General features: G+C 74.9%; 14 protein-coding genes. 8 read left to right on the forward strand and 6 right to left on the reverse strand.

Annotated features, from left to right (window positions below; genetic code table 11):
* The first annotated feature begins 13 nt into the window (after nt 1-13).
* Nucleotides 14-1666 (forward strand): bifunctional aspartate transaminase/aspartate 4-decarboxylase, encoded by a 1653-nt coding sequence (locus IE245_RS06300; protein ID WP_189945724.1) that lies wholly within the window; start codon nt 14-16, stop codon nt 1664-1666.
* 75 nt (nt 1667-1741) lie between these two features.
* Here IE245_RS06300 and IE245_RS06305 read toward each other — a convergent pair whose 3' ends face one another.
* The 3 genes from IE245_RS06305 to IE245_RS06315 all read right to left on the reverse strand — a co-directional run bounded on the left by IE245_RS06305 (nt 1742) and on the right by IE245_RS06315 (nt 5514).
* A complete protein-coding gene (locus tag IE245_RS06305; RefSeq protein WP_189945725.1) occupies nt 1742-3265 on the reverse strand; it encodes a glycoside hydrolase family 18 protein in 1524 nt (507 codons plus the stop codon).
* Nucleotides 3266-3404: 139 nt separating this feature from the next.
* Nucleotides 3405-4796, reverse strand: coding sequence for a HAMP domain-containing sensor histidine kinase (locus IE245_RS06310; protein WP_189945726.1), 1392 nt, complete (start codon nt 4794-4796; stop codon nt 3405-3407).
* 16 nt (nt 4797-4812) lie between these two features.
* Nucleotides 4813-5514: a response regulator transcription factor gene (locus tag IE245_RS06315; RefSeq protein ID WP_189945727.1), complete on the reverse strand. Its 702-nt coding sequence runs from the start codon at nt 5512-5514 to the stop codon at nt 4813-4815.
* A gap of 79 nt (nt 5515-5593) precedes the next feature.
* On the opposite strand from IE245_RS06315, the gene IE245_RS06320 reads away from it, so the two are divergent.
* Nucleotides 5594-6169 carry a hypothetical protein gene (locus IE245_RS06320; protein WP_189945861.1) on the forward strand — a complete coding sequence of 192 codons (576 nt, stop codon included), beginning with the start codon at nt 5594-5596 and terminating at the stop codon, nt 6167-6169.
* Nucleotides 6170-6185: 16 nt separating this feature from the next.
* On the opposite strand, the gene IE245_RS06325 is transcribed toward IE245_RS06320, so the two are convergent.
* Complete coding sequence (locus IE245_RS06325) at nt 6186-7049, reverse strand: spermidine synthase (protein WP_189945728.1); 864 nt, start codon at nt 7047-7049, stop codon at nt 6186-6188.
* Between the two features lie 33 nt (nt 7050-7082).
* Nucleotides 7083-7556 carry a hypothetical protein gene (locus tag IE245_RS06330; protein WP_189945729.1) on the reverse strand — a complete coding sequence of 158 codons (474 nt, stop codon included), beginning with the start codon at nt 7554-7556 and terminating at the stop codon, nt 7083-7085.
* A gap of 225 nt (nt 7557-7781) precedes the next feature.
* On the opposite strand from IE245_RS06330, the gene IE245_RS06335 reads away from it, so the two are divergent.
* Nucleotides 7782-9068: an NsdA family TPR-like regulatory protein gene (locus IE245_RS06335; RefSeq protein WP_189945730.1), complete on the forward strand. Its 1287-nt coding sequence runs from the start codon at nt 7782-7784 to the stop codon at nt 9066-9068.
* Between the two features lie 181 nt (nt 9069-9249).
* Here the strand turns inward: IE245_RS06335 and IE245_RS06340 are convergent, their stop codons facing one another.
* Nucleotides 9250-9846 (reverse strand): histidine phosphatase family protein, encoded by a 597-nt coding sequence (locus tag IE245_RS06340; protein WP_189945731.1) that lies wholly within the window; start codon nt 9844-9846, stop codon nt 9250-9252.
* 167 nt (nt 9847-10013) lie between these two features.
* On the opposite strand from IE245_RS06340, the gene IE245_RS06345 reads away from it, so the two are divergent.
* The 5 genes from IE245_RS06345 (at nt 10014) to IE245_RS06365 (ending at nt 15550) form a co-directional block, all read left to right on the forward strand.
* Nucleotides 10014-11177, forward strand: coding sequence for a hypothetical protein (locus IE245_RS06345; RefSeq protein WP_373305280.1), 1164 nt, complete (start codon nt 10014-10016; stop codon nt 11175-11177).
* Complete coding sequence (locus tag IE245_RS06350; protein WP_189945732.1) at nt 11168-12748, forward strand: hypothetical protein; 1581 nt, start codon at nt 11168-11170, stop codon at nt 12746-12748. The genes IE245_RS06345 and IE245_RS06350 overlap by 10 nt, the downstream gene beginning before the upstream one ends.
* On the forward strand, nt 12745-14091 hold the full coding sequence (locus IE245_RS06355) for an AAA domain-containing protein (RefSeq protein WP_189945733.1): 1347 nt from the start codon (nt 12745-12747) through the stop codon (nt 14089-14091). Before IE245_RS06350 ends, IE245_RS06355 begins: the two co-directional genes overlap by 4 nt.
* A gap of 309 nt (nt 14092-14400) precedes the next feature.
* Complete coding sequence (locus tag IE245_RS06360) at nt 14401-14757, forward strand: DUF8844 domain-containing protein (RefSeq protein ID WP_189945734.1); 357 nt, start codon at nt 14401-14403, stop codon at nt 14755-14757.
* Between the two features lie 139 nt (nt 14758-14896).
* Nucleotides 14897-15550, forward strand: coding sequence for a hypothetical protein (locus tag IE245_RS06365; protein ID WP_189945735.1), 654 nt, complete (start codon nt 14897-14899; stop codon nt 15548-15550).
* Nucleotides 15551-15609 lie beyond the last annotated feature (59 nt).

Genomic DNA, 15609 nt, shown 5'->3' on the forward strand with positions numbered 1-15609 from the left:
CGAAGGACACGCCATGCCCAAGACCCGTTTCACCCGCGAGGAGATCAAGTCCTTCGCGCAGCTCTCCCCGTTCGAGCTGAAGGACAAGTTCATCACCCTCGCCCAGGCCGCCCAGGCCGACCGCCCCGGCCAGAAGGGCACGTCGTCGGTCCAGATGCTCAACGCGGGCCGCGGCAACCCGAACTGGATCGCCACCAGCCCCCGCGAGGCGTTCTACGCGCTCGGCTACTTCGCGCTCTCCGAGTCGCGCCGGGTGTGGACCGCCGACGACCTGGGCGGCATGCCCGAACTCAAGGGCTCGGGAGCCCGTTTCGACACCTTCGTCCGGCAGCACCCGGACCTGCCCGGCGTCGAACTGCTCCAGAAGTCGGTCGAGTACGCCGTCGAGCGCTTCGGCTTCGACAAGGACGCCTTCGTCCACGAGCTGACCGACAGCACCATCGGCGACAACTACCCGGTGCCGGACCGCATCCTCACCCACACCGAGCAGGTCGTCCGCGGCTACGTCGAGGACGAGATGTTCGACAAGCGGCCGCCGGAGGGGAACGTCTCGTACTTCGCCACCGAGGGCGGCACCGCCGCCATGTGCTACATCTTCGACTCCCTGATGAAGAACGGGATCCTGCGGAAGGGCGACCGGATCGCCCTCATGGTGCCGGTCTTCACCCCGTACATCGAGATCCCCGAGCTCGACACGTACGAGTTCGACGTCGTCCACGTCAACGCCTCGCTCTTCGCCGAGACCGGCGTCCGCGAGTGGCGGTACCCGGAGGAGGAGGTCGCCAAGCTGGCGGACCCGTCGATCAAACTGCTCTGCCTGGTCAACCCCTCCAACCCGCCGTCCCTCGCGCTGAGTCAGCGGGTCGCGAACCAGCTCAAGGACATCGTCGCCGAGAAGAACCCGAACCTGGTCATCGTCACCGACGACGTCTACGGCACCTTCGTCCCCGGCTTCCGCTCGGTCGCCGCCGACCTGCCGCACAACACCCTGCTCGTGTACTCGTACTCCAAGCACTACGGCTGCACGGGGCACCGCCTCGGCGTCATCGGCCTCCACGACGACAACGTCATCGACCGGATGATCTCCGAGCTGCCGGCCGCCGAGAAGGAACGCCTGGCCAAGCGGTACGGGACGCTCACCCTGGAGCCGGAGAAGATCCGCTTCATCGACCGGCTGGTCGCCGACTCCCGGCAGGTCGCCCTCAACCACACCGCCGGCCTGTCGCTGCCGCAGCAGGTCATGATGACCCTGTTCTCCCTCTTCGACATGCTGCCGGAGGGCCAGGAGTACAAGGAGCGGCTGCGGGCGATCGTGCGGCAGCGGCTCGACCTGCTCCTCGAAGGGGCCCGGATGAAGATCGCCGAGGACGACAAGCGGGCCGGGTACTACATCGAGCTCGACCTGCTCGCGGAGGCCGAACGGGTCCACGGCAAGGACTTCGCCGACTTCCTGGAGAAGGAGTACGAGCCCGTCGACCCGCTCTTCCGGCTCGCCGAGCAGACCGGCGTCGTCCTCCTCAACGGCGGCGGCTTCGACGGCCCCGAGTGGTCGGTCCGCGTCTCGCTGGCCAACCTGGACGACCTCGACTACCTGAAGATCGGCCACCACCTGCGGACGATCTTCGACGACTACGGGCGGGAGTGGCAGGCCTCCCGGGGCGTCTGACGCACGACGGAGGCGTGCCCCGGCCGGAGGTGGGGTGGTCCGGCCGGGGCACGCGGTGTGGGGGGACGGGAAGGTCTACCGGTAGGCGGCGAAGGCCTTCGTGAAGGCCAGCGGCTGCTGGAGGATCGAGGAGCAGGTGGCGTCGGCGTGGTTCACGGCGCCGGCCGCGCACTGCTTGTCCCGGGTCGAGGACCACATGGACAGCCGGCCGATCCCCTTGGACCGCGCGAAGTCGACCAGCTGGGCGGCGTCGTCGACCCTGAAGACCTCGGAGACGACGTCGTTCACGCCGATCATGGGGGTGACGCCGACCGTCTTCCAGGCGGCGGCGTCGGAGAGGCCGAGGACGCCCTTCAGCTGGGCCTGGGTGGCGGTCGCGGCCTGGATCGCGTACGTGCCCATGTCGGCGCCGTAGGCGGGGCCGTAGTCCATCGCCATGATGTTGACCGCGTCGACCCGGACGCCGTTCCGCTTCGCGTCGGCGAGCAGGCTCACCCCGGGCTGGGTGAGGCCCTCGGGCATCACCGGCAGGGTGAAGGAGACGTCCAGGCCGGGGTGCGTCCTCTGGAGCGCGGCGACGGCCTGGGAGCGGCGGGTGTTGGCGGCCGTGTCGGGCAGTGCGGCGCCCTCGACGTCGAAGTCGACCTTGGTGAGCCCGTACTGGTCGACGACCTTGCCGTACGCCTTCGCCAGGTCGGCGGCGGTCGCGCAGTTCAGCGCCAGTTCGTGGCCGGCGGCGCCGCCGAAGGAGACCCGGACGTCGCCGCCCCTGGCGCGGAGGGCGCCGATCTGGGCGGCCACCTTGTCGGACCCGAGCTCGGTGACCCCGCCCCACAGGGGGACGCAGGAGCCGCCGGAGGTGATGAAGGCGAGGGTGAACTCCTTCACCCCGGTGGCGTCGGCGGTGGCGAGCAGGTCGTACGCCGGGTGGAGCGAGGTGTCGACGTAGGGGGCGAACCGGGCGGCGGTGGCGGGGCTTCCGGTGGTGGTCGGGGCGGGCGTGGGGGTCGGGGTCGGCTTCGGGGGCGCGGTGGCGGTCGCCGTGGCCGTGGGGGTCGGGGTCGGCTTCGGGCCCGTCGTGGCGGTGGCGGTCGGCTTCGGGCTCGTGGTGGCGGTCGGCGGCGTGGTGGCGGTGGGGCGGCCGCCGGGGGTGGGGGCGGGGCCGCCGGCCGAGCAGGCGGCCTTGTCGATGAGGCAGCCGGCCGGGTCCCCGGCCTGTCCGGCCGCCGAGGTCACGAAACCGACGGTGACGGACTGGCCGGGGGCGAGCCGCCGGTTCCAGCTCGCGGGCTTCACGGTGACGTGCCGGCCCGAGACCGTGTGGTCGCCGTTCCACAGGGAGCCGATCGTGGTCCCGGCGGGCAGGTCGAACTCCAGCGTCCAGTCGGACCGGGCCGCCGAGGTCTCGTTGGTGATCACGTACTGGCCGGTGTAGCCGCCGGTCCAGGAGGAGGTCCGGGTGTAGGCGGCGGCGACGGCGGCGGCCTGGGCGGTGCCGGTGAGGGCGAGGACCGTGCCTCCGGTGACGGCCGCGGCCACGACCGCGCCGACGGCCTTCGTACGGCCGCTGGTCCTGCGCCGGTGCCCGTTGCTGCCCATGCGTGCTGCCTCCGTGGTGCGGGGGGTGTGGGGGTGCGGGCAGCACGCTAGCGTCGGCCGATCGGACAATTGCCGCAGGACGGACCGCGGTCGGGATCCTTAGGCTCCGCTTAAGCCGGCCATCACCACGGGCAAAGGTTCAGCGCCGGCCGGCCTTGCGGCGGCGGGCCGGACGGTGCGAGCGGCGGCCCCCGGAGCCGTCGGCGCGGTGGCCGCCGAGCCCGATCCAGACGCGCACCTCCGTGCCGCCGAGGACCGAGCGGCCGAGGCGGACGTCGCCTCCGGTGGTCTCGGCCATGCGGCGCACGATGTCGAGGCCGAGGCCCGTGGAGCCGGCCCGGGTGCCGCTGTTGCCGCGGGCGAGCGCGGCGTCCGGGTCGGCGATGCCGGGCCCGGCGTCGGAGACGAGGACGATGACGGCGTCGTCTCCGTTGTGGACGTCGACGGAGAAGGCGGTGCCCTCCGGGGTGTGCCGGAAGACGTTGCCGAGCAGCGCGTCGAGGGCGGCGACCAGCTCGGGGCGCGCCACCGGGATCCGTACCGGACGCTCCACGCCGGCGAGGCGGACGAGCCGCCCCTCGTCCTCGGCGAGCGCGGACCAGAACTCCATCCGCTCGCGCACCACTTCGGCGGCGTCGCAGCCCGCCCCCGGGCCGGTCCGCGGGGTGGTCCGCGGCTTGGCCTCGCGGGCGGTGCGGATGATGGTGTCGACCTCCCGCTCCAGCTGCTCGACGGCGGCCCGGGTCTGGTCGGCCGCGGGCCCGGAACCGAGCGAGGCCGCGTTGAGGCGGAGCACGGTGAGCGGGGTGCGCAGCCGGTGCGAGAGGTCGGCGGCGAGCTCGCGTTCGTTGGCGAGGAGCTGGACGACCTGGTCGGCCATGGAGTTGAAGGCGACGGCCGCCGACTTCAGTTCGGGCGGGCCCTCCTCGGTGACCCGGGCGCCGAGCCGGCCCTCGCCGAGCTCGTGGGCGGCGCGGGCGAGGCGCTGCGCGGGGCGGACCATGCGGACGCCGAGCCGGTCGGCGACGGCGAGGGAGCCGACGATCAGGGCGACGCCGACCCCGGCGAGGACCAGCCAGGCGGTGGCGACGCCGTTGGTCACCTCGCCCTCGGGGACGAAGAGTTCGACGACGGCGACCTTCCCGGAGCTGAGCGCGGTCGGCTGGAGCAGGGCGTAGCCGCCGGGCACCTCGGCGATCGAGGCGCGGCCGAGGGTGCGGGTGGCGGTCAGCTCCTCGGTGCCGGCCCGGCGGGTGCCGATCTCCAGGGCCCGGCCGTCGGGTGCGGCGGGCGGGACGTGCACGGCGAGCCGGCCGGCGGCGCCGTCCTCGGTGGTGGCGACGGCCTTCTCCAGCTCCGTCCGGTCGGTGGTGATCGCGAGGACCGGGGCGAGGCCGGCGGCGCGCCGCTCGGCGTTGGAGAAGGCCCGGTCGCGGGCCATCTCCTTGACGACGAGGCCGAGGGGGACGGCGAAGGCGATGACGACCATGGCGGTGACGGCCAGCGACACCTTCACGAGGGCCCATCTCACGGCCGGTGCCCCCGTGTCACGGCTGCCGCTCCCGCGGCGGTTCCAGCTTCACGCCGACGCCGCGCAGGGTGTGGAGGTAGCGGGGCCGGGCGGCGGTCTCGCCCAGCTTGCGCCGCAGCCACGACAGGTGGACGTCGATGGTCTGGTCGTCCCCGTAGGCCTGCTGCCACACCTCGGCGAGCAGTTCCCTGCGCGGCACGACGACGCCGGGCCGGCCGGCGAGGAAGGCGAGCAGGTCGAACTCGCGCCGGGTCAGGTCGAGCGCGGTGCCGTCGAGTTCGGCCTGGCGGCGCAACGGGTCGATGACGAGCCCGCCGACGCGGATCTCCGGGGTCGGCGCGGGCTCCCCGGAGCCGACCCGGGAGCGGCGCAGCACGGCGGCCATCCGGGCGGTGAGGTGCTCGACGGAGAAGGGCTTCACCAGGTAGTCGTCCGCCCCCGCGTGCAGCAGCCGGACGATCTCCGCCTCGTCGTCCCGGGCGGTCGCGATGATCACCGGTACGTCGGTGATGCCGCGCAGCATCTTCAGCGCCTCGGACCCGTCCAGATCGGGCAGACCGAGGTCGAGGACGACCACGTCGAAGCGGAAATGGGCGACCTCGCGCAGCGCCTCCAGGGCCGTGCCGACGCTCCGTACCGTGTAGGAGGCTTCCGTCAGCTGGCGGATGAGGGCGGAGCGCACGAACGGGTCGTCCTCGACCACGAGCACACTTGCCATGGGCCGCACCGTACGCCATCCGGGGGACGCCCCGGTCACTCCGCACCTTCCGGTCCGTGCCGTACGGGCGTGGTGCACCATGGCCCGGATGCGAAGAGGAATCGTTCACGTCCTGGCCTGGTCGCTCGCCACCGGCGCGGCGGTCACGCTCTCCTGGTGGGGAGTGCACACCGTGCTGTCCGGCACGGTCTACGACCCGCCGCGCGCCCTGCCGCTGCCGGTCGGCCCGCCGGAGGACCCGGCGCCGGCCGGGACGGCGATCGGCGACCCGGTGACGGCCTCGACGCGCCGCCCGTCGCCTCCCCCCGCTCCCCCGTCGTCACCGGCGCCGTCGTCGCCCTCGCCGGCGTCGTCGTCCTCGTCCGCGCCGGGAACCGCCGCCGCTCCGTCCACCCGGCCCGCCGCCCCGCCGTCGGCCACGGCGGGCTCCTCCGTGAGGACGACCTCGGTGGACGGCGGCCGGGTGACCTTCGACCTGGGCGAGAGCTCCGCCGAGCTGGTCTCGGCGATCCCGGCCTCGGGCTGGCGGATGCAGGTGTGGAAGCAGCCGTCGTGGATCCGGGTGACCTTCACGCGGGGCGACCGCGAGGTGTCGGTCTTCTGCGTGTGGCACGACTCGGCGCCCCGGGTGGAGGTCGACGACCGCACGAACTAGCGGGGCGCCGGGCGCGCTAGCGGAAGACGGACGGCGGGGGTGCGGGCGAGGCCTTCGCGGTGGCGTCGGTGACGGCGGCGGCGCCGCCGGTGAAGTCGGCGAGGGCGCGGCCGTGTTCGACGCGGCCGGGGTGCGGGTCGGTGGCGACCCGGCGGGTGAGGTCGGCGACGGGGAGCGCGCGGTCGGAGGCGACGAGGACCGCGTTGCCGAAGCGGCGGCCTCGCAGCACGGTCGGGTCGGCGATCAGGGCGAGTTCGGGGAAGACGCCGGCGGCGGTGGCGATCTGGCCGCGGAGATGGGCGAGCGGCGGGCCGTCGGCGAGATTGGCGGCGTACGTGCCTCCGGGCCGCAGCGCGCGCCGCACCTCGTCGAGGAACTCGGTGCTGGTGAGGTGGGCGGGGGTGCGGGCGCTGCGGAAGACGTCCGCGATGATCAGGTCGGCCCAGCCGTCGGGGACCTTCGCGAGTCCGGCGCGGGCGTCGACGGCGCGGACCCGGATCCGGGCGCCGGGGTCGAGCGGCAGTTCGCGGCGGACGAGGCGGACCAGGGGTTCGTCGAGCTCGACGACCTGCTGGGTGGAGCGGGGCCGGGTCGCGGCGACGTACCGGGCGAGGGTGAAGGCGCCGCCGCCGAGGTGCACGGCCTGGAGGGGGCGGCCGGGCGGGGCGGCGAGGTCGGCGACGTGGCCGAGCCTCCGCTGGTACTCGAAGGTGAGCGCGGCGGGGTCGTCGAGGTCCACGTGGGACTGCGGGGCGCCGTCGAGGAACAGCGTCCAGGCGCGGGGGCGGTCGCGGTCGGGTATCAGTTCGGCGAGCCCGCCGTCGACGGTCTCGGAGACGGTGCCCGCCGCCACCCGTTCGCTCTGCTTCTTCCTGGCCATCCGTCCATTATCGGCGGGCCCGGAAGGCGGCGTTCAGTGACAGCCGTCGGCCGCCTCGATGAGGCGGGCCGCCTCGCCGAGGGCGCGGCGCAGGTCGGCGGGGTCGGTGACCGGGCCGGTGTCGCCGGGGGGCAGCAGCCAGCCGGCCGGGCGGGGCGCGTCCCCGGCGGGCTCGGGCAGTTCGGGGAGCTCGGGGAGGCGCAGGCCGCGCCCGGAGGTGCGGGTGCAGGCACTGCCGGGGAGGTCCCAGGCGGCGGCGGTGCCGGGCGGGACGAGGAAGCCGAGGGTGTCGCAGGCGCCGTCGTGGAGGACGGGCCCGACGGCGGGGACGCCCCGGCGGCGGAGGATGTCGACGGCCTCCAGGCCCTGCCGGGCGGGCACGGTCACCAGGTCGCAGGGCTCGACGGCTCCGGTGCCGGCCGTGGTCGCGGCGGGCACGCCGGGCGTCACCGTCGTGGTCGCGGCCGTGGGCGTGGTCGTCTCGAAAGGCGCGGCGTTCTCGGACATGGACCCCTCCTCGCTTCCCTGAGGAGACACGTTCCGTCTCTCCCATACGGTTCAACGCCCGTGCGCGTCAACGGCTACGGCGGCACGCCGCCGCAAAGGATGGCAGTTCATGGCAGATCGCAGGCGAGATATCCGATTTGTAGCCAAACTCAGCGTAGGCATCCGGTCACAGCAGGTACGTTCTTGCCGCCGGAACACCCGGCAGCACCAGGAGAGGGCTCGGCCATGGCCATGTCACGGGCAGTTCCCAATCTCGCCTTCCGACGGCTCCGCGGGCAGCACTCGCCGGCGGAGTTCGCCGCCACGGTCCGCCGGGCGGCACGGGAGATCGGCGAACAGGTCGCGTGCGACGCCCGCTACATCGGGCGCGTGGAGGCGGGCGAGATCCGCTGCCCGAACTACGCGTACGAGCGGGTCTTCCTGCACATGTTCCCCGGCCTCACCCTTGCCGACCTGGGTTTCTCCGCACGGGAGGCGGTACGCGGCCGACGGCAGGCCGCCCCGGCCGGGGCCTCGGGGCCCCCCGCCCTCCCGACCCGGAACGATGAGGAGAGCGACGTGCTGCGTCGCGCATTCATGACGAGCGGCACCGCCACCCTGGCGGCCGCCTCCTGGGGACTCGGCTCCACCGCCGCCGCGATCCCCAGCCCCCGCGGCACCCACCGCATCGGCGAGGCCGAGGTCCGCGCCGTCGAGGACGCCGTGCGCCGGATCCGCCTGCTGGACGACCGGCACGGCGCCGACGGCCTCTACAAGGTCGCCACCCAGCCGCTCCGCAGCGCCTACCGCCTGCTCGACCAGGGCACCGCCGCCCGCCGCTCCACCGAGGACCGGCTGCTCGCGGGCGCGGGCGAACTGTCCCTCTCCGTCGGCTGGCTCGCCCACGACTCGGGCCGCCACGAGGACGCCCGCTCCCACTACGCCGAAGCCCTCGCCACCGCCCGGGTCTCCGGGGACGCGGCGCTGGAGGCGCACGCCTTCTGCAACACCTCCTTCCTCGCCCGCGACACCGGCCGCTACCGCGAGGCCGTCCGCGCCGCCCAGGCCGGACTGCGCGCCGCCGGCCCGCTCGACTCCCCCCGGCTGCTCGCCCTGCTCTCCCTGCGCGAGGCCGCCGCCTGGGCCGGACTCGGCGACCGCTCGGCCGCCGAGGAGTGCCTCGGCCGCGCCCACGACCACTTCGGCCGCGGCCACGCCGACCAGGACCCCGAGTGGATGTCCTTCTTCGGCGAACCCGAACTGGAGGCCCTCGAATCCCACTGCTGGGCCGCCCTCGGCGACTGGACCCGCGCCGCCCGGCACTCGTACCGCGCCACCGTCCTCCAGCACCCCCGCTTCGCCCGCAACCTCGCCCTCTACCGCGCCCAGCTCGCCGGCCACCTCGCCCGCGCCGGCCGCCGCGACGAGGCGGAGGCGGAGGCGCGGCGGGTGGCGGAATCGCTGGACGGGATCGCGTCGGCGCGGATCAGGGGGCTGCTGGCCGAAACGCGGCTCATCCTCACGGGAGGGTGAGAGCGGGATATCGGATCCAATGTCCGATATCCCAGAGATGGATCCGGGATCCGGGATCCGGGATCCGGGATCCGGGAGGTTGGATACAGGATCCACGATCCTGGATGTCGGATACAGGACTCACGATCCCGGAGGTTGGATCCGATACCCGGTGTCCCGGAGGTCGGATCCGAGCCCGCGCTCAGCCCTCCAGGTGCCCCGTGTCGTTCCAGCGCTCGATCGCCGGGGCGCCGTACGCCCAGCCCAGGACCGACAGGCTCGTCGGGTCGAGGCGGATGCGGGAGGCGAAGGAGACGTGCTCGCCGAGCCAACGGGCGCCGATGGAGCGGAGGATGTGGCCGTGGGCGAAGACCAGGACGTCGCGGTCGGCCGAGCGGGCCCACTCCACGATCTCGTCGGCGCGGGCCGACAGCTGGTCGAGGGACTCGCCCTCCGGGACGGCGTCGCGCCAGATCAGCCAGCCGGGGCGGAGCTCCTGGATCTGGGCCGGGGTGAGGCCCTCGTAGGCGCCGTAGTCCCACTCCATCAGCGCGTCCCAGGGTTCGGCGCGGTCGCCGAAGCCGGCCAGGGCGCAGGTCTCGCTCGCGCGGACCAGCGGGCTGGTGCGCACCTCGACGCCGGGCAGGCCCTGCCAGGGGCCCCGGTGGAGGCGCTCGCCGAGCAACTCGGCGCCGCGGCGGCCCTCGTCGAGCAGCGGGATGTCGGTCCTGCCGGTGTGCCGGCCGAGGAGCGACCACTCGGTCTGGCCGTGTCGGGCGAGCAGGATGCGCGGTGCCATGGGCGGAACTCTCCAGAGATTGCGCGGATACGAGGGGGACGGGCGCTCGCCGTCGGGCGCCCCGGAGGGTCCCTCCATCATCCCGCAGGTGTCCCCGGCGCGAACTCCCGGTGTCTCCGGGACGGAACCCGCCCGCGTTGTCAGTGCCGGATGGGAGACTTCCGCGGGTGAGCGCATCCCTGGACGACGGCGGGTCACGGCCGCCGCAGACGACCGACCCCGTGCCGACCCCGGCGAGCCGGCGCAGGACGCGGGAGAGACTCGCCGAGCTGCGCGGCCCGGCGGTCCCGCCACGCCCCCTGGACGCGCGGGCGCTGGCCGCGCTGGCGGCGAACCCGGGGTGCAGGCGCCGCGCGCTGCTCGACGGCGCGGGGGTCGACAAGGGCGCGCTGGCCTCGCGGCTCGGCGCGCCGGCGCCGTTCGGCCAGTCGCAGTTCGCGATCGTGCGGGGCAACAGCTTCGAGGCGAAGGTGAAGGCGGACGGCGGCCGCGAGCTGCTGCGGCTCCTCGGCGTCGAGGACCCGGGGACCGTGTCCGTTCCCGACCTGTCGGCGTCCGGGCCCGAGGGGCGGACCGCGCGGACGGCGCTCGCGCTGCGCGAGGCGACCGCGGGCGACGGGTGGACGCTGCTCGACCATCCGCTGCTGACGCTCGAGGTGGCGGGCTCCCCCGTGCACCTGGAGCCGGACGCGGTGGTGGTGGACCCGGCCGGGCGGTGGACGGTCGTGGAGATCAAGTCGTTCCCGATGATCGACGGGGCGGCGGACCCGGCGAAGGTCGGCGCGGCGGCCCGGCAGGCCGCCGTCTACGTGCTGGCGCTCGAACGGGTGGCGGCGCTCACCGAGGGGGCCGCCGTCCGGCACTCGGTGCTGCTCGTCTGCCCGAAGGACTTCTCGAACCTGCCGACGGCCTCCGTGGTCGACGTGCGCAAGCAGCGGGCGGTGACCCGGCGGCAGCTGGAGCGACTGACCCGGATCGACGAGATCGCCGACGCGCTGCCGGAGGGGCTGAGCTTCGACGTGGCGGGCCGCTCGGCGGAGGAGCTGTCGGCGGCCGTGGAGGCGGTCCCGCACGCCTACGCGCCGGAATGCCTGGCCGCCTGCGAGCTCGGCTTCCACTGCCGGTCGCGGGCCCGGGAGGCGGAGGCGGTGCAGACCCTGGGCCGTTCGGTCCGGGGCGAGCTCGGCGGGCTGACCACGATCGGCGCGGTGCTCGCCGCCGCGCGCGGAGACGACGGCGAGCCGGAGGACCCGGCGGTGGCCGCGCTGCGCCGGGCGCGGGCCCTGCGACAGGATGCCCTGGCCGAGGCGGAGGCCGCCGCATGTCGCTGATCGCGCACCTGGCCCGGATGGAGGCCGTGGCGGCGGGCCGGGCCCAGCCGCTGGCGACCGTCCGGCACCGGCGCCTCGCCGAGCGGCCGCTGGTCCTCGTCCCGCTGACCACCGCGGGCGAGGCGGGCGCCCCGCTCGGCGCGCTCGTCGGCACCGACCCGGAGGAGCCGAGGCTGCTCGTCGTGCCGCAGCCGCGGGACCGGGAGCTGCGGTTCGCGTTCCTGGCCGAGCTGGCCGAGGAGGTGCTGCCGTACGTCGACGGGTTCGCGGACGCCGTCGAGCCGGTGGAGCGGAAGGACTCCGCCACCGGGGAGAAGGTCCGGGTCGAGCTGTGCCTGGACGCGCCGCAGCTGATCGTGCCGAGCCGGGCGGGGATCGAGTACGTACGGCTCCTGGGGCGGTCGACGCGGTTCCGGCGCACCGCCGAGCAGGACCCGGACACGCCGTATCCGGCGCCGCCGCGCGTGCCGCTGCTCGGACGCTGGCTGACGCACTACGGGGAGCGGGCCCGGGTCCCGGGCTCCTCGCTGCTGCTCGCGGCGACCGACCTGCTCAACCGGCACTGGGCGACCGGCCAGTCCTCCCTGGAGGACCAGCACCTGGGGGCGCTGCTCGCGTGGATCGACCCGGCCGACGGGGAGCGGGGCGACCGGGCCGCGCACCGGGCCGAGCTGGCGCGGGACGAGCGGGGGCAGCTGCTGTGCCCGCCGGCCGGGCCCGCGACCGACCCGGCGTTCGACAACCAGCTGCTCGCGCCGGCGATCGAGGCGTACGACCGGGCCCGGCAGGCGGTCGGCGCCGCCGAGGACGGCGAGACGGCCGACGCGGCCCTCGCCGGACTGCACCGGGCCGAGCGCGAGGTGCGGCGGCTCGTCGTCTCGCAGCTGAAGCCGACCTGGGACGCGACGTGGCGGGCGCTCGGGCTGCTGCGGGCCCTGCCCGAGGGGGCGCGGGTGGAGGACCGGTGGACCCGGGACCGCTGGTCGTTCACCGCGCACCGGGACCGGATCGCCGCCGGGGAACCGCCGCAGCCGCGCCGCGACGACGCCGTGACCGCCGCCGCGAAGCTCGCGGCGCGCGAGCAGGCGCAGGGGCAGCTGGACGCGCAGGAGGCCCTGGACGATCCGCTGGTGCTCGCCGGGCGGCGGCTGTCCGGGGAGGCGTTCGCCGCCGAGGTCGTCGAGGTGGTGAGGGCGTGGACGGAGTCGAAGCGGCCCGCGCCGCGCCCGCTGCTGACGGTCCGCACCGAGGACCGGCCGCATCTGGACCCGGGTGCGAAGGTGTACCGCTCGCTGGACGGCAAGCCGCAGTCGGCGGAGTTCGTGGGCCGTGAGGAGGACGGTTCCCTGGTGCTGCGGCTCCTGGACAGGATGGGCCGGTCGAAGGAGCCCGCGGAGGGCACCGTGCCGGAGAAGGGCGAGCGGATCGCCTGGACGCTCTTCGAGCACGACGCGCGGGTGGGGCCGAGGCTGCCCGACCCGGAGGAGACGCCGTGGACCCACGGCGGCCCGCCGCGCCATGCCGACACCGCCGAACTGCCCGACGCCGTGACCCCCGAGGACCTGCTGTGACCGTGTACGACCCCGCCGTCCTCGACCCCGCCGCGGCCGCCGCGAAGGCGACGGCGGAGATCCTGGAGTCCACGCTGCGCGGCACCGCCCGGGGCGTCGTCGTCGACTCGCCGCCGGGCGCCGGGAAGTCGACGCTCGTGGTGCGGGCGGCGCTCGAACTGGCCGCCGCCGGGCGCCCCCTGATGGTGGTCGCGCAGACCAACGCGCAGGTCGACGACCTGGTGCTGCGGCTCGCCGAGAAGGAGCCGGACCTGGAGGTGGGCCGGCTGCACTCCAGCGACTCCGACCCGTACGACAGGGCGCTCGACGCCCTGGAGCAGGTACGGAAGTCGGCGAAGGCCGGGGACCTCGCGGGGCTGCCGGTGGTGGTCTCGACGGCCGCGAAGTGGGCGCACGTGAAGAACGTGGAGCCGTGGGCGCACGCGATCGTGGACGAGGCGTACCAGATGCGTTCGGACGCGCTGCTCGCCGTGGCCGGGCTCTTCGAGCGGGCCCTGTTCGTGGGCGACCCGGGGCAGCTGGACCCGTTCTCGGTGGTCGGCGCGGACCAGTGGGCGGGGCTGTCGTACGACCCCTCGGCGAGCGCCGTGTCGACGCTGCTCGCGCACAATCCGGAGCTGCCGCAGCACCGGCTGCCGGTGTCCTGGCGGCTGCCGGCGTCGGCGGCGCCGCTGGTGTCGGACGCCTTCTACCCGTACACGCCGTTCCGCTCGGGCACCGGCCCCGGCGACCGGCGGCTCGCCTTCGGCGTGCCCTCGGACGGCTCGGCCCCGGACCGGGTCCTGGACGAGGCGGCCGAGTCCGGCTGGGGCCTGCTCGAACTCCCCGCCCGGCACACCCCGCGCACCGACCCGGAGGCCGTCCACGCGGTCGCCCTGGTGGTCCGCCGTCTCCTGGACCGGGGCGGCGCGGCGGTCAGCGAACGGTCCGACGCGCCGGTGCCGCTGACCGCCGACCGGATCGCGGTCGGCACCGCCCACCGGGACCAGGCGGCGGCCGTCCGCGCGGCCCTCGCGGCGCTCGGCGTGCCGGGGGTGACGGTCGACACGGCCAACCGCCTCCAGGGCCGCGAGTACGACGTGACGGTCGTCCTGCACCCGCTGTCGGGCCGCCCCGACGCCACCGCCTTCCACCTGGAGACCGGCCGCCTCTGCGTCCTCGCCTCCCGCCACCGCCACGCCTGCGTGGTCGTCTGCCGCGCCGGCGTGACGGACCTCCTCGACGAGCACCCCTCCACGGAACCGGTCCAGCTCGGCGTCACAGTCAAGTTCCCCGACGGCTGGGAGGCCAACCACGCGGTCCTCTCCCACCTGGCCGAACACCGGGTGCGCTGGACGCCCTGACCGACGCGCCGAATGCCCGCCGGGCGGGCTGCTCGACGCCGCCCCCTCGCCGGACGGAGTCCGGCACGCCGCCGGAGGCGGCCCATGGAAACAGCCCCGACGGCTGGGAGGCCGACCACGCGGTCCTCTCCCACCTGGCCGAACACCGGGTGCGCTGGACGCCCTGACCGCCGGGCGCGGGGCGGCGGGTGCCCGGCGTCCTCGCCGGGGCCCGGACCGACGGCCTCCCGAGGCGCTCTTGCGGGGCGCGGGAGAATGGGGGGTGGCCCGGCGTTCCGGGCCTGTGCGCGTGCGAGGAGGAACGGAAAGATGGCGGAACCCACGGAGCGGAGCGGACAGCGGCGGTTGCGGCCGGCGCCCCTGGTCTTCGAGCCTGCCGAGGCGACCGCCGATCCCGAGCACTTCTTCGACCTGGAGTCGATCGAGGACCCGAAGGAGCTGCTGGCCCGGGCGACCGAGCTGACCCTGGCGTTCCGGGCGGCGACGGACCGGGCGGTCGAGTTCCAGGCCGTGGCGGCGGCGCAGCTCGCCGATCCGAAGCGGTTCGACCGGCTGACGGCGGCGGACGTCGCCGAGCGGGCGGCGTGGACCGAGGACTACGCGCGGAAGATGATCGAGTTCGGGCGGGACCTGATCCGCGCGGAGGGCCTGCCGGCGGAGGACTGAGCCCTTCCCGAAGGGGGAACGGGCGTTCGGCATATGCGATCGGCCATATGCGGGGCGAAAGATACCCCTCCGGGGCCGGCCGTGTCCGCCTTTTCGGGAGTCCCGGAATCCGGTCCGTCACCGGCGGTAGACCTGTTCCATGACGACGACGACCTGGCTGCGCGACGAGACCACTCCGTACACCCCGTTCGGCGTCCTCCGCTTCCTGCGGGCGGGTGACGAGGACCGCCACCAGACCGCCCGGGTGACGGCGGACGGCGCCGCCTGGCTGGCCTCGGCGGCCGGCGGGGAGCTCGGGGCGGCGCTGGCGCGCTGGGAGGCGCGGCCGGAGTCGCCCGCGGTGCTGCCCTGCGGGACGGCCTTCGACGTCGTCAACGTGGACCCGGTCTTCGGGCGGCGGATGCTGGACCGGCTGTGGGAGGAGGGCCCGGGCTCGGGTCCGGTGGCCACGCACCGGGGCCGGATGCTGCTGTTCGCCGCGCCGGGCACCGCCCAGCGGCTGCCCGCGCTCCTCGACTGGGAGGAGTGGGGGGAGGCCGTGCCGCGGCCGATCTGCCACGGGACGGGCGACGCGGTGACCGTGCCGCCGCTGGTGCCGGCCGGGGAGGAGTCCGCCCGGCCCCGCTGGCTGGTCGCCCCCGACACCCGGAGCCCGTGGCTGCCGGGTCCCGAGGTGGTCCTCTGGGCCTGTGTGCGGGCCGCCCGGATGGTTTCCGCGGCCGACGTGCGGGTATCGATTTTCGCTCCCGCGGCCGAGGGTGCTAATGTCTACGACGTCAGCAGGCGCCGCTAGCTCAGTTGGTTAGAGCAGCTGACTCTTAATCAGCGGGTCCGGGGTTCGAGTCCCTGGCG

The organism is Streptomyces roseolus (assembly GCF_014649855.1).
Taxonomy (GTDB): Bacteria; Actinomycetota; Actinomycetes; order Streptomycetales; family Streptomycetaceae; genus Streptomyces; species Streptomyces roseolus.